Annotated in this window: 12 protein-coding genes and 1 pseudogene; 1 reads left to right on the top strand and 12 read right to left on the bottom strand. The window is 51.0% G+C overall.

Annotated features, from left to right (window positions below; all coding sequences use genetic code 11):
- From ABYP33_RS13730 to glyQ, 4 genes and pseudogenes are all read right to left on the bottom strand, one after another.
- Nucleotides 1-340: pseudogene (locus tag ABYP33_RS13730) on the bottom strand (transposase); the annotation flags it as partial.
- Nucleotides 341-732: 392 nt separating this feature from the next.
- The gene (locus ABYP33_RS13725; protein WP_373091659.1) at nt 733-1,461 is read right to left on the bottom strand and encodes a lysophospholipid acyltransferase family protein; all 729 of its coding nucleotides are present in this window, start codon (nt 1,459-1,461) and stop codon (nt 733-735) included.
- A gap of 74 nt (nt 1,462-1,535) precedes the next feature.
- Nucleotides 1,536-3,620 carry a glycine--tRNA ligase subunit beta gene (glyS, locus tag ABYP33_RS13720; RefSeq protein WP_373091658.1) on the bottom strand — a complete coding sequence of 695 codons (2,085 nt, stop codon included), beginning with the start codon at nt 3,618-3,620 and terminating at the stop codon, nt 1,536-1,538.
- Entirely contained in the window at nt 3,620-4,561 is a 942-nt protein-coding gene (glyQ, locus tag ABYP33_RS13715) for a glycine--tRNA ligase subunit alpha (RefSeq protein ID WP_373091657.1), read from the bottom strand. The genes glyS and glyQ overlap by 1 nt, the downstream gene beginning before the upstream one ends.
- 136 nt (nt 4,562-4,697) lie before the next feature.
- Between glyQ and djlA the strand changes: the two genes are divergently transcribed.
- Nucleotides 4,698-5,495 (top strand): co-chaperone DjlA, encoded by a 798-nt coding sequence (gene djlA / locus ABYP33_RS13710; RefSeq protein ID WP_373091656.1) that lies wholly within the window; start codon nt 4,698-4,700, stop codon nt 5,493-5,495.
- Nucleotides 5,496-5,541: 46 nt separating this feature from the next.
- Here djlA and ABYP33_RS13705 read toward each other — a convergent pair whose 3' ends face one another.
- The 8 genes from ABYP33_RS13705 to def form a co-directional block, all read right to left on the bottom strand.
- Nucleotides 5,542-5,787 carry a YebG family protein gene (locus tag ABYP33_RS13705; RefSeq protein ID WP_373091655.1) on the bottom strand — a complete coding sequence of 82 codons (246 nt, stop codon included), beginning with the start codon at nt 5,785-5,787 and terminating at the stop codon, nt 5,542-5,544.
- Nucleotides 5,788-5,936: 149 nt separating this feature from the next.
- A complete protein-coding gene (locus tag ABYP33_RS13700) occupies nt 5,937-7,817 on the bottom strand; it encodes a putative bifunctional diguanylate cyclase/phosphodiesterase (protein ID WP_373091653.1) in 1,881 nt (626 codons plus the stop codon).
- Nucleotides 7,818-7,847: 30 nt separating this feature from the next.
- Entirely contained in the window at nt 7,848-8,459 is a 612-nt protein-coding gene (locus ABYP33_RS13695; RefSeq protein ID WP_373091652.1) for a class I SAM-dependent methyltransferase, read from the bottom strand.
- A 3-nt stretch (nt 8,460-8,462) separates the two neighbouring features.
- Complete coding sequence (locus tag ABYP33_RS13690; protein ID WP_373091650.1) at nt 8,463-9,911, bottom strand: TrkH family potassium uptake protein; 1,449 nt, start codon at nt 9,909-9,911, stop codon at nt 8,463-8,465.
- A 43-nt stretch (nt 9,912-9,954) separates the two neighbouring features.
- Complete coding sequence (gene trkA / locus ABYP33_RS13685; protein ID WP_373091648.1) at nt 9,955-11,328, bottom strand: Trk system potassium transporter TrkA; 1,374 nt, start codon at nt 11,326-11,328, stop codon at nt 9,955-9,957.
- A 27-nt stretch (nt 11,329-11,355) separates the two neighbouring features.
- A complete protein-coding gene (gene rsmB, locus ABYP33_RS13680) occupies nt 11,356-12,699 on the bottom strand; it encodes a 16S rRNA (cytosine(967)-C(5))-methyltransferase RsmB (protein ID WP_373091647.1) in 1,344 nt (447 codons plus the stop codon).
- On the bottom strand, nt 12,696-13,682 hold the full coding sequence (gene fmt / locus ABYP33_RS13675) for a methionyl-tRNA formyltransferase (protein WP_373091645.1): 987 nt from the start codon (nt 13,680-13,682) through the stop codon (nt 12,696-12,698). The genes rsmB and fmt overlap by 4 nt, the downstream gene beginning before the upstream one ends.
- On the bottom strand, nt 13,679-14,197 hold the full coding sequence (gene def / locus ABYP33_RS13670) for a peptide deformylase (RefSeq protein ID WP_373091644.1): 519 nt from the start codon (nt 14,195-14,197) through the stop codon (nt 13,679-13,681). Before def ends, fmt begins: the two co-directional genes overlap by 4 nt.
- Nucleotides 14,198-14,303 lie beyond the last annotated feature (106 nt).

Genomic DNA, 14,303 nt, shown 5'->3' with positions numbered 1-14,303 from the left:
GTGCCCAGCGCAAACAGAGCGAGAATCTTCCGCTCTATCTCATTGGTGAGGTGGGTCTGGTGCTTCTTGACCAGTTGCGGTTCAAAGGTGCCAGCTCGGTCACGCGGGGTGTTTAGCTCGAAATTGCCGGTAGTGCTTTTATTAGTTTTTGAGGTGCTACCATTCTTGCGGTTGGATGGCTGTTCTTGCCCCAGATGACTGTCGAGTTCTGCCTGCATGGCCGCTCGGTCAGCTGTTTGATCAGGGGCGTGAACACACCATCCTTGCCGGTGAGGTCTTGCCCTTCACGCAGGGCAGCAATAGCGGCATCAATGTCGAAAGTGGGTTTTTGCTTGGACATGAGTCATTCCTTTTTGCTACAGGATAAAGAAATGACACAGAATTCTGAACACTACCGTATTTTTAAAGCCGATTTCTCGCAGTTTAGTAGATAATCGGCAGGCTCACCGTAACCTATTGATTTTAAAAGTGGTTCACGAATTTCGGGGTTTCGTGCTGAAAATCTCATGTATTATGGGATTTTTGGATAAAGACTTAATCCCGTAATTCGTGAACTGATCAGTATTGCTAGGGGGTGCTTGGTTCAGAAATTACGGGATCCCACATTAAAGCCCAACCTGTTCCTTGGTTGGTCTTTAGCGTTAGCCCCCTCCCCGCTCTACCTCCTTGTACTAGCTATTGAATTCTTATTTCGCTCCGTGTTGTCTAGAAGGGTGACGCTTAGCTTGGTTGCTACTGAGGCATTTTTGCGCATTGGTCCTCAATCCAGTTTTCTACTTCTAGGGTGAGTTCGCGGCTTTCCCGATCTGTGCTGGGAATTGCGTCGCCAATCACTAGGCTTATTGTTCCTGGGCGAATTAACAGGCTTTTAGTAGGCCAAACCAAGCCACCGTTATGTGCGATTGGTAAAACCGGCACGCCAGCGGCAATAGCAATGCTGGCACCACTGCGGGCATAGTGGCCGCGAACGCCGGGCAAGGTGCGGGTGCCTTCAGGAAAAATTAGCAGGCTATAATTGCTTCTTAGGCGACTTAAACCCTTGGTATTGAGTTCCCGCATAGCCGAGCGCGGATTGCTGCGATCTATACCTATGGCATTCATAAAGCGCAGTGCCCAACCAAAAAAAGGGATGCTTAAGAGTTCGCGCTTCACCACGGTAGCGACTGGGAATAGGCTCCACTGCAAGTAAAATGTCTCCCACTGGCTTTGGTGTTTGGCCATGGCGACAAAGGGCCGATCTGTTGGCAATTTACCGTGCACTTCGGTTTTTACCCCGCAGCAGACCTTCAGCAAAAAGATAATGGCGGCATTTCCTAAAACAAAATAGCGACCGCGTATGTGGAAGGGCAAAAACCACGTAAAAAGTATACCGCTCAGGCTAATAAAAATAGTGACTAAACCTAAGCCAAAAAAGAATAGCGCCGAACGTATCGCGCAGAGTACATTTGCTAAAAGCGTCATTAAAAATTCTGTCCTTAAGCTGCATAATACCCAGGTCGAAAAACCCCACCAGAGTAAGTGGTGGGGCAAACAGTTTACTTACTGGCGACGAGCTGGGATATATCCGCTACCTCTAGAAATAAGCCTTGTAGCTGCGTAAGCAACGCTAAGCGATTATTTTTTAAGGCAGGCTCTTCTGCGTTCACCATTACTTTGTCAAAAAAGTCATCGACGGCGGTTTGTAAGCCGGCGAGAGACTTAAGGCCATCTTCAAAGCGTGCGGCAGCGAATAGCGGTGCCACAATGGCATGCTGCTCATTGAGCTGCTGCGCGAGAATTTGCTCGGCCGCCTCCACCAATAAACTGGTGTCGATTTGCCTAGTTAGCTGCCCTTCCGCCTTGGCCAATATATTGGACACGCGTTTGTTGGCGGCGGCAAGTGCAGCGGCTTCGGGTAGTTTGGTGAAGGCCTGCACCGCATTAACACGCTGGTCAATATCCAGAGGCTTGCTCAGTTGCTTTGCGCTGACCGCCATAAACACTTCGGCGGTGATACCATTGTCTTCGTAGCCCGCTTTTAAGCGCTCGAGAATATAACTGAGCACGGTTGCGCTGAGCTTATCGCCCGCGTTAATCGTCCGGTGTTGTGCAATGGCGAGATCGATTAATTGTTTTAAATCGAGATCGAGCTGGTTTTCTGTAATTAGTCTTAAAACACCGAGAGATGCGCGTCGCAGTGCAAAGGGATCTTTGGAGCCAGTGGGAATTTGACCAATACCAAAAATACCGCAGATGGTATCAAGCCGGTCTGCGAGGGCCACAATAGTCCCGGTGAGTGTTGTTGGTAAGGTGTCGCCAGCAAAGCGCGGCATATACTGCTCGTTCATTGCTAGGGCAACGTCGTCGGCTTCACCATCGTTCCGTGCGTAATAGTAGCCGGCGATGCCTTGCAGGTCGTCGAACTCGAGTACCATCTCGGTGACAAGATCACTCTTGCACAGTGTGGCTGCCCGCACCGCGTTACTGGGGTCTGTGTTAAGAAGTTTGGCTATTGCTGCGCTCAATGCCGCGACACGTTCAGTTTTAGCAAAAATAGTACCGAGCTTTGCTTGAAAAACAATATTGCGAAGACGCTCACGACGGCTTTCAAGGCTGATTTTACAATCTGTTTCAAAGAAGAAAGCAGCGTCACTTAAACGGGGACGTATAACACGCTCGTTGCCGTCAATGACCTTCTGCGGATCGCGACTTTCAATATTAGCCACAGTTATAAAATTCGGCATAAGATCGCCGTTAGAATTTACAACGTGAAAATATTTCTGGTGCTCTTTCATCGATGAGATAAGTGCTTCAGGTGGCACTTTCAAAAAGCGATCTTCAAAGCTTCCGGCTAGGGCCACTGGCCATTCAACTAAGGAGGTAACTTCATCTAAGAGTTTGGGGTCGATGACGGCGCGACCGCCTAAGCTCTCACCTAAAGCAATGACTTGTTGGCGGATGTCTTGTTGACGAACATCGTAATCCGCTATGACGCTACCCTGCTCGCGCAAAAGCGTTTCGTAGTCGGCGGCATTGTTGATACTTAAGGTTTCGTTGCAATGAAAGCGATGGCCACGGCTGAGTCTGTCGGCGTGCAAGTCAAAAATAGTTTCCGAGATAGCCTCGTCACCGTAAACAATACACAGCCAGTGGATTGGCCTAACAAACTCGGCACGTGACGCACCCCAGCGCATGCGCTTTGCAATAGGCAGGCCCGCCAGCGCGGTGTTGATGAGTTCGCCAATAATATCTTTACTCATGGCGCCGCTAACGCGACTGCGATAGCAAAGCTTATCCTGTTTACCATCGTTGGCAATGTGACTCTGTAGCTCATCACTGTTGAGCTGGTTCTTCTTGGCGAAGGCTATTGCGGCATTGGTTGGCTTGCCGGCTGAGTCAAAGGCGACTTTCGCCGGTGGGCCCCAAATCTCAAGTTCTCGGTCTGGCGCGCGCTCTGCCAAGTCGCAAATTAGCACGGCCAAGCGACGTGGTGTGGCGAAGCTTTTTAACTGTGTAAAGCCCAATTCTTTACCGGCGAGCTGCGCAGAAATGCTTTCGCTGAACGCAGCAGACAAGGTCTTTAAGGCTTTTGGCGGCAGTTCTTCGGTACCAATCTCGATTAATAGATCGCGTGCGCTCATTATTTCTTCTCCTCGGCTGCAGCTAGAACTTCATCGCGAAGATGCGGCGGGGCAAGCGGAAAACCGAGTTTTTGACGGGCATCAAAATAAGCTTGGGCAACGGCGCGGGCTAAGCTTCGCACTCTCAGGATGAAACGCTGGCGCTCGGTAACAGAAATTGCATGGCGGGCATCTAAGAGGTTAAAGGCATGGGAAGCTTTCATCACCATTTCATATGCCGGTAAGGGCAGTCCCTTTTCTATCAGGCGCTGGCTTTCGGCTTCACAGTGATCGAATTGCGCAAACAACTGTTCTACATCGGCCTCTTCAAAATTAAAGTGCGACATCTCTACTTCGTTTTGGTGGAAAACATCACCGTAGGTGACGTCCCCAGCAGGGCCTCTGGTCCACACCAAATCGTAAATACTGTCCACGCCCTGCAGGTACATGGCAATGCGCTCTAGGCCATAGGTGATCTCGCCGCTGACCGGATAGCACTCGAGACCGCCAACTTGTTGGAAATAGGTGAACTGGGTGACTTCCATGCCGTTTAGCCACACTTCCCAACCCAAGCCCCAGGCGCCGAGGGTCGGCGATTCCCAGTTGTCTTCAACAAAGCGGATATCGTGTACCTGGGGGTCTATGCCGAGCATTTTCAGAGAGTCTAAATACAAATCCTGAATATTGGCTGGCGAGGGCTTCATAATCACCTGAAACTGATAATAGTGCTGTAGGCGATTGGGGTTGGTGCCGTAACGGCCGTCGGTGGGACGACGACAGGGCTGAACATAGGCGGCATTCCATGTTTCTGGGCCAATAGAGCGCAAAAAGGTGGCGGGATGAAAGGTGCCCGCACCGACTTCCATGTCCAGCGGCTGTAATAACACGCAGCCATACTCGGCCCAGTATTGTTGCAATGCCAAGATTAGCCCTTGAAAGGTGCTGACGTCTGCCTTGCTCACTGTCTTCCCCATTAAATAAACAAAGACAGGAATTATACAGAGTTGCGAGGCTGAGGGCTAAGACTAAGGATGATTCTAGCCGACGGCCATATCGACTTGTTATGATCAGCCCTTAGATTTGATAGGAATGATGGCAATGGCAAAATTTATCGGCGCATTTTTGGGCTTTCTAATGGGTGGCCCACTATTTGCGCTCTTGGGCTTTGGTGTCGGGGTAATGTTCGATCGCGGTCTGAAACAAGCCATGGGCTTTAACTATGGCGCCGAACGTGAACGCATACAGGGCGTGTTGTTTGAAACCGTCTTTAGGGTGATGGGCCATGTGGCAAAGGCCGATGGCCGGGTGTGTGAATCTGAAGTGGCTCAGGCTGAGGCGATTATCGCCCAGTTTGGTTTGACTGGGGCACGGCGTCAGGAAGCAATCACTTTATTTAAAGAGGGCAGCGCCGACGAATTTCAATTAGAACCACAAATATCCGACTTTATGTCGGTGGCGAGAACGCAGCCCTTGTTGAGGCAAATGTTGTTGGAAGCCTTATTGACAATGGCCTTGGCCGACGGCGAAGTTGACTCAGCCGAAAAAACAATTTTATTACGGGTTGCAGGCTATATCGGTGTGTCAGCTCGAGACTTCCAGCGCTTGCTGGATATGGCGATGGCCCAGCGCCAGTTCCACGGTCGTGGCGCTGGTGGCCAGCAATCAGCGCGCAGTAGTGCCAGTGAATTACAGGCGGCTTACAAGGCGATTGGTGTAACAGAGGCAATGACTGACGCCGAAATAAAGCGCGCCTACCGAAAACTGATGAGCCAGCACCACCCTGACAAGTTGATTGCCAAAGGTGTGCCGGAAGATATGATGAAAATTGCGACTGAAAAATCCCAAGAGATCCAGGCGGCTTATGAGCTGATTAAAGACAGCCGCAAGCACGGGTGACAAAGGCGATGCGCAGCTCGCGTAGCTGCGCTACATACACTGATATTTAAGCTTGGGCTGCGAGTGGGCTAACATTGCTGGGGCTAGCGTCGCTGTCGATTTCACTCAGCACTTCTACCTTACCTTTACAAGCTTGCATTACTGCTTCTTTGTTTTTAGACAGGAAAATACCAAACTCTTCCGCCTGAGCCTCGTCGACACTCGGTATATGCTGCAACAACAAGGCGGCAAAACCCTCTGCCAATTCCAGCATTTTGTCATAGGCGTCAGCGTCTTTTTTGTTGTCAAACATACTATTATCCCTATCACACATCCACTTCGCTACTACCGCCATACTCCACCTCGTTTACTTGTTGAACGGTATTTATTGGTTACTTTATACTGTATATAAATACAGCTATTGATGCAAGTGCGGCGAATTTACCCGCGCGGTCGCTGCGCTTATACATGCTTGCTATGCTGCATTTCACTATAGCGTTTTGCCCAGTCTAAAAAATCATCGGCTGGTAAGGCGGGAGAATACAGGTAGCCCTGTACCATATCGCAATGCCGCTCGCGAAGAATACGACGTTGATTTAAATTTTCGACCCCCTCAGCAATCACTCGCATGCCAAAACTGTGAGCCATCGCGATAATGGCGTTAGTCAGGGTAATACTGTCTTGGCAGTTATCAATATCTTTCACAAAGCTACGATCAATTTTAAGGGTGTCGAAGGGGTAGCGCTTGAGATAGCTTAAGGAGGCGTACCCGGTGCCAAAATCGTCTAGAGATAAGTGCACGCCAAACATTTTTAGCTGCTTGAATATATCGCGAATAGCGGGTGTGTCGTTGAGTAATAAACCTTCGGTAATCTCCAGTTCAAGCTGTGCTGCGGGTAAGCCACTTTGCTTTAGCGCGTGATTGATACTCGCTAAAATATTGCCGTCGATAAATTGCTTACTCGAGATATTTACCGCGACATTCAGGGCTGGGAAGCCTGCCCGTGACCACGCCATGATTTGCTGGCAGGCCTGCTCCAGTACCCAATTGCCAATAGTCACTATTTGGCCGCTGTGCTCGGCGATGAGAATGAATTCATCGGGACTTGGCTGGCCAAGTTTCTCATTTTTCCAGCGCAGTAATGCCTCAACGCCGATCAATTGATTGTCGCTAAGATTAATGACGGGCTGGTAATAAAGTTCGAATTCCTTGCGGGCAATGGCATGGCGCAGCTGATGCTCGATCTCTAGGCGCCGGTCGGCTTGATCACTCATGTTTTCATTATAAAAGCTGAAGCGATCGCCGCCCTGATTTTTCGCTTCGAACATAGCCGCCTCCGCGCGGCGCATCAGGGTGTTAGCGTCGTCACCATTGTCGGGATACTGACTGAGGCCAATACTGGCCGAAATAGTGACTTCGTGTTGCTCTATATAAAAAGGCGCGCGGCAGCGATCGAGCAGGCTGTCGACCTGAATGCATGCTTCATCGTGACAGCTGCCAGCGTCGAGAATAATTAAAAATTCATCCGCTCCGAGATGGGCAAGAATATGTTCGTCGCGCACGCTGCGTCGCAGACGTTCAGCCGTCTCAATAAGAATCTTGTCGACGACATGGTGCCCCAAAGACTCGTTGATATAACGAATTCGATCTAAATCAATATAAATTAAAATAAATTCTTGTTGTTGCGCCGAATATTTATCAATTGCCGCATGCAAGCTGCGCAGCGCGAATTGGCGATTAGGCAAGCCGGTTAATACATTGTAGTGCTCGCGAATAAATAGGCGGTCAGCAATTGCCTTGTGTTCAGAAATGTCTTCACAGCACACGACAATTCTACTGAGCTCACCGGCTTGATTTAAGACTGGCGAAATACTTGTCGATAGATAATGCTCGTGCTCCGAATTGTCGAAACGCAATTCGCCCTGCCATACGGCTCCGTCCGCGATCGCCTCGCGAATTCGTTGCCGGGTTTCTGGGGTTAGGTACTTTTTCCACTTTTGGATATTAATGAGGTCGCCGGACTGTTCTGCGTTAAGCTTTTCCAACGTAGGGTGGCGGTAATTTATATATTCGGGCAAGAATTTGGTATTGAGGAGCAGTATCGCCGAAGAACCATGCTCGAGGAGAACCGCCAATTTTTGGTTTTCTGTCTGCAGCCATGCCCCGCGTCGGCGCAATATTTCGACGTAAACACTAAACCCCGCGCTTAACAGTAAAGTGCAGCTGGTGAGAACCGCAAGTGCGAGCAACGCGGGTTGATACGTTGTTTTTAGCCCAAAATAGCTCGCAGCCGCCAGTGCGACAGACATTAACAAGCTAATGGCCAAAACAAGATATCCCATGACTCACCTAGTCAAATAAAAAAATGTGCATTAGATAGATATCCTTGAGCGTGGCTTGCGCGCGACCAGCGCTGCTTCAACACTCGGTTTTGCCCTATTGGTATTTTCACCTTCATGATAATACTGTATTTCTAGCTCCTTAAACTGTGATAGCAATTCCCTTTCTTGCAAGTAAAAGTCGGGCGTTCTGAGTCCGTGTTGAAGCCGATCAGCGGTGTTGACGAAGGTTTGATAAAATAATAAGCCACCAGGTTTTAGTGCCGCGGCGATGGCTGGAAATAGCGGCCGATACAAAAAGTAGCTCACTACAATGACATCGTATTGTGCGGGCGCTACCGTAAATTCCTTGTTCTCAATATCGACTGGTCTGGCTGATATTGCTAATGACTGGTCTTGGGCATACGTGTTTAAGCGTGAAACAGCGATGTCTGAAATATCCATGGCGTCGCATGACAGTCCGGATTGAGCGAGTAGAACGGCATTGCCACCCAAGCCACAAGCAATATCGAGGGCACGCCCCGCAGAGGGAAGTAAGTTGCAATGGTCTTGTAGCACACTGCACGGGGATACCGGCATGCTGCGCTGTTGATGGCGTAAATTCCATTTCGCTTTGCTAATTAATGGATCGCGGTATTCTGTCATTCCCTAACGCCGCCAAAATGCTGGCATTAGTAATACCAGTAAAGTGAATATTTCTAAGCGCCCAAGGAGCATGGCGTAGCACAGAATCCATTTTCCGGCATCGCTCACGCTGCGGTAACTTGCGGCAACCTCTCCCAAGCCCGGTCCCATATTGTTGATGGCGGCGGCAGTTGCTGAAAATGCGGTGAGGGAGTCTAATCCACAAGCCATCATGGCCAAGGTAATAATGATAAACGAAATCATGTATACCCCAACAAAGCTCCATACCGCGCTAACGACTTTCGATTCAACTCGGTGAGTACCTATTTTTAGCGGTATTACTGCACTGGGATGAATAAGCTGATTCATTTCGCGGATGCCCTGCTTCGCAACTAACATGACGCGAACCGCTTTCATGCCGCCACCGGTAGAGCCTGCGCAGCCACCCATAAATGACAGCATAATGACGGCGACCGGCAAAAAGCTCGGCCATATTGAAAAATCTTCGGCGCCAAAGCCGGCCGTGGTTGCCACTGAAACAGTATGAAAAATGCCATGCACAATACTGTCGCTTAAGGAATATGTGCCGCTAAAAAACAGGTAAATCGAAATTGTGAGAATGGCGATGGCGATAACTGATAAATAAAATTTTGTTTCAGAATCTTGAAAATATTGTTTTAAAGAGCGGCCGCGCCAAGCGTGAAAATGAATGGTAAAGCTCATTCCGGCGAAGAGCATAAAGGCACTGCAAATCATCAAGATGAGCGGGCTGTTAAAATAGCCCATACTGGCGTCGTGGGTAGAAAATCCGCCTATTGCTACAGTTGAAAAGGAATGACCAATTGCGTCAAAAATACTCATGCCCGCCAGCCAATAGGCCAGAGCGCACATGCCGGTTAACGCTAAATACATTAAGAATAATACTTTGGCGGTGCCGGTTATGCGTGGCGTAAGTTTATTATCTTTGACTGGGCCAGGGGTTTCAGCTCGGTATAACTGCATACCACCAATGCCGAGTATAGGGAGAATGGCAACGGCGATAACAATGATGCCGATGCCTCCCAACCACTGCAAAAATTGCCGATAAAATAAAATAGAAATTGGCAATTCATCTAGCCCAGTAATTACGGTGGCACCGGTGGTAGTAAGGCCAGAAATCGATTCGAATACAGATTCGCTAATCGATAAGCCGGGGTTGTCGGCGAGGTAAAAAGGCAGAGCACCAAACAAACCCAGTACGGTCCAGAACAGCGACACCACTAAAAACCCATCGCGGATACTGAGCTCTTGGCGCTGCTTTAAATTGCCAACCCAGAGCAGCAAGCCGGAGCAGAAGGTGAGTGTAAAAGCCCAAACAAAGGCGTTCAACGCGCCGTCGCTAAATAAAATGGATAGCAGCGCGGGCACGGCCATGGTCAGGCTGAATATCATTAGCAACATGCCAATAATTCGGCAAATAATACTCAGGTGCATGAGCTGCCTTTGTCTAATAGGGCTTTGAGGAGGTGCTTAATCATCAGAAGAAACTAAAGCCGACTTGGAAAAGTTTTTCGACCAGCTTAATTTTACTTTTGTCGACTAAGAACAGAATTAAGTGATCCTCGGGCTCCACTTGTAGGTGGCTGTGAGCAATAAGTACTTCTTCGCCGCGCGCCAAGGCGCCGATACTCACACCCTCGGGCAGCACAATTTCATCTAAGCGGCGGCCCACAACCTTTGATGAGCGGCTATCACCGTGGGCAATGATCTCTAGGGCCTCAGCAGCGCCGCGGCGCAGCGCGTGCACATTGTAGATGTCGCCACGCCGTACATGGGTGAGCAGGCTACCAATAGTGATTTGCTGAGGTGAAATCGCAATATCAATATCGCCACCCTGCACTAAATCAACGTAGGCTGGATTGGTGATAAGTGTTATTACTTTTTTCGCGCCCATCCGCTTTGCCAGCAGTGATGACATGATATTTGCTTCATCATCGTTGGTTAGCGCGAGGAAGACATCGGTCTCTTCAATATTTTCTTGGGCGAGTAAGTCGTGATCAGAGGCGCTGCCGTGCAGCACAATGGCCTTAGATAATTGTTCGGACAGGGCGCGACAGCGATCGTAGCTGCGTTCAATAATTTTAACATGGTAACGGCTCTCAACCGCTCTGGCCAGGCGCTCGCCGATATTGCCGCCACCGGCAATCACTAAACGTTTATACGGTGTATCGAGACGGCGCAGCTCGCTCATCACCGGCATAATGTTCTTTTTAGCGGCAATAAAAAACACTTCATCACCTGCTTCGACCACGGTATCGCCGCTGGGCATAATGGCGGTGCCGCGGCGGAAAATAGCGGCTACGCGAGTGTCGACGGTGGGCATATGCTCGCGAATGGCGGCCAGCTCATTGCCGACCATTGGGCCGCCGTAATAGGCTTTAACGGCGACAAGCTGGACGCGGCCATCGGCGAAGTCCAGCACCTGTAGGGAGCCGGGATACTGTAATAGGCGCTTGATGTACTGGGTGACCAGCTCTTCTGGGCTGATAAAAACGTCAATGGGAATCGCATCGTTGCCAAACAGTTTTTCCACGTTGCTGTAGGAGTTGGAGCGAATTCGCGAAATCTTGGTTGGGGTGCGAAACAAGGTGTAAGCAACCTGACAGGCGACCATATTGATCTCGTCGCTGTTGGTGACCGCAATCAATAAATCGGCGTCGGCGGCGCCGGCGCGCTCCAGTACATCTGGGTGCGAGGCCTGGCCGGTTACCGTGCCAATATCGAGGCGGTCTTGCAGTTCACGCAGACGATCCGGGTCTTTATCTACCACCGTAATGTCATTGTGTTCACTGGCGAGGTTTGCAGCCAGAGTCGCACCGACCTGCCCAGCCCCAAGTATGATAATTTTCATTGTTCGCTATCGCCTGCGCTGTCGCTGTTATGCACTAATTGTGTGTTCTTCTAGTGTGGCACTCAATAGCTGTGTTGACAGTTTTTTCCGTAACAAGGCGTAGAAAAAGCCGTCTTGGCCCTGATTCTGAGGAAACAGCTGTCGGCAACCACTGCGATCCACGCCCCAATTAACGTTAAGCGGCACGAGTTCAGCGCTGGGCTCCCTGCTGAGAAACGCGCTAATCTGCTCTTCATTTTCTGCGGGTAGCAATGAGCACGTGGCGTAAACAAATAGGCCGCCGGGACTTAAACATTGCCACAAACTGTCGAGCAAGTTCGCCTGCAGGCGGCACAGCGGTGCAATATCGCTCATCACGCGATTCAACTTGATGTCAGGGTTGCGACGAATAACCCCGACCGCTGAGCACGGCGCGTCCAGTAAGACCCGATCAAAGTGATTGCCATCCCACCAGCTGTCGAGATCAGCGGCATCGGCGGTCACCAAGGTCGCGCCGAGCTGCAGGCGCGCTAAATTTTCGCTTATGCGGCTTAGGCGCTGCGCGTCTATATCGAGGGCGAGCACTTCCCTCAATGCTGGTTGCGCTTCAAGTATTGCGCCGGTTTTGCCCCCTGGGGCGGCGCAGGCGTCTAAGACACGCTGACCGGTCTGTAAATCGAGTAACTCGGTACAGAGCTGGGCCGCTTCGTCTTGGACGCTGATATGGCCATCAAAAAAGCCGGGTAGCTTGTCTACGCCACAGGCTTGCTCCAGGCGAATGCCGTAGGGGGCAAACTCACAGGGGCTGGCGGTCATGTTGAGTGCGGCTAACTCAAGCAAGTAGGCGTCGCGTTCTTGATGCTGGCGATTGAGGCGCAGGCAAAATGGCGGGTGGGCATTGCTGGCGCTGATGATTTCGGGGAGCTGGTCCGGCCATGCTTGGGCAAGTGACTGGTAGAGCCACGCCGGAAATGCGGCGTCGGCCGCGGGCTTCAAGCCCTTAAGCAGCGTGTCTTTTTCGCGCTGACAGCGGCGCAGTATGGCGTTAGTCATGCCCGCAGCCCATTTTTTGCCGAGGCTGCGACAGCCTTCTACTGCGCTGTTAATGGCAGCGTGAGGGGGGATACGTGTGTAAAAAAGCTGATAGGCGCCGATTAAAATTAGCATTTTAACGTCGCTGTCTTTGGGCTTCAGACCCTTGCTGAACAACGGTTTGAGTCCAGCGTCTAGGCGCCAGTAATGACGCAGCGTACCGTAGCATAGCTCCCGGTATAGTGAGCGTTGGCCGGGATCGAGATCTTGCTCTTCGCGGGGTAATTGTCGAGACAGTGAGCTGCCTTCTTGGGCAATACTGGCGAGGCAGCGCGCGGCTGCGACTCTAGGACATTTCATAGGGTGCCTTGGCTGGCAAACAAGGTGCCGGGGGCGAATTGCTCGGCGCGGGAGTTAAGTACATCTTTGGCGGCGAGGATTTTTCCGCCGGGCATTTGTAATTCAAGAATACGCAGGCAGCTGTTGTCACCGCAGGCAACGACGATGCCGCCTTTATTTGCGCTGATAATTGCTCCGGCAGCTTGATTTTGTGGCGTATCGCTTTCTGGCTGGGCGCGCCAGATTTTTATCCGCTCGTCCGGTCGGCTGGTAGCGAAGCGTGTGTAGCAGATCGGAAACGGATTAAAGGCGCGTATTTTACGGTCTATACTCGGGGCGTCGAGCTGCCAGTTAATCTCCGCTTCGGCCTTGCTTATTTTGGCGGCGTAATTACTCAGGCTATCATCTTGGGCTTCAGGTTTAGCGCGGCCCTCAGCGAGTGCTGCAATGGCGGCGACAAGACCTAGGCCACCCAGATCGGCAAGGCGTTCAAGCAAATCGGCGGCGCTGTCTTGAGGGTTAATGGCGCAACTGATTTTACTGAGCATGGCGCCGGTATCGAGTCCGGCGTCCATTTGCATAATGGTCACGCCGGTCTCGACGTCACCCGCCTCAATGGCGCGCTGAACAGGTGCTGCGCCCCGCCAGCGGGGTAGCAGTGAACCGTGAACATTCACGCAGCCTAGCCTTGGTATATCGAGAACGCTTTGGGGCAGCAGTAGCCCATAGGCGACCACAATCATAAGGTCGGCATTGTGACTGGCAAGTAGGTCGCGGTCTTGTGAGTCGCGGAAATTAGCGGGCTGCAGCACCGGAATTCCCGCTGCCGTTGCGCACTGCTTCACGGCGCTGGGTTGCGTTTTTTTACCGCGGCCAGAAGGTCTGTCAGGTTGCGTGTATGCGGCCACAATGTGGTGGTGGCCGTCATCTATCAAAGCCTGTAAGTGACGGGCGGCAAACTCGGGGGTGCCAGCAAACACCAGTCGCAACGACGGTGTACTCATGCTTTGTCCGCGGCTTTTTGCTTTTGGAGCTTGACCATTTTGCCGCGAATGCGGTTGCGCTTGAGCGGCGATATATAATCGACAAACAGCTTGCCCAGCAGGTGGTCGTTTTCGTGTTGAATACACACCGCGAGCAAGCCCTCTGGGGTCATCTCAAAGGCGTCGCCGTTGCGATCTAGGGCTTTGACCCGAATGTGTTGGGGGCGCTCCACGGTTTCATAAAAACCGGGTACCGACAAACAGCCTTCGTCGTATTGAAAGGTGTCGTGATCCAATACGCTAATCTCTGGGTTAATAAACACCAGTGGCTCACTGCGGTCTTCGCTGGTGTCGATAACAACGATTTGCTCATGGACATTGACTTGGCTGGCCGCGAGGCCAATGCCGGGCGCTTCGTACATGGTGTCGAACATATCGTCGATCAGCTTGCGGACGCGATCGTCGACTATTTTAACCGGCTTTGCGACCGTTCTCAGTCTAGGATCGGGAAATTCGAGGATTTCAAGTACAGCCATAACAGTTTGTGACCATTTCTCGTGTAAGTTGTGTAAGTATTGCTAAGATGATGATTGAGTGCACATTACACTCCACAAATCATTCGCCTGTTGCAGAGTATCCTCT

Source organism: Zhongshania sp. (assembly GCF_041584495.1).
GTDB lineage: Bacteria > Pseudomonadota > Gammaproteobacteria > Pseudomonadales > Spongiibacteraceae > Spongiibacter.
The sequence above is the reverse complement of the archived record's forward strand: the minus strand, read 5'-3'. Positions and strand labels throughout refer to the sequence as shown.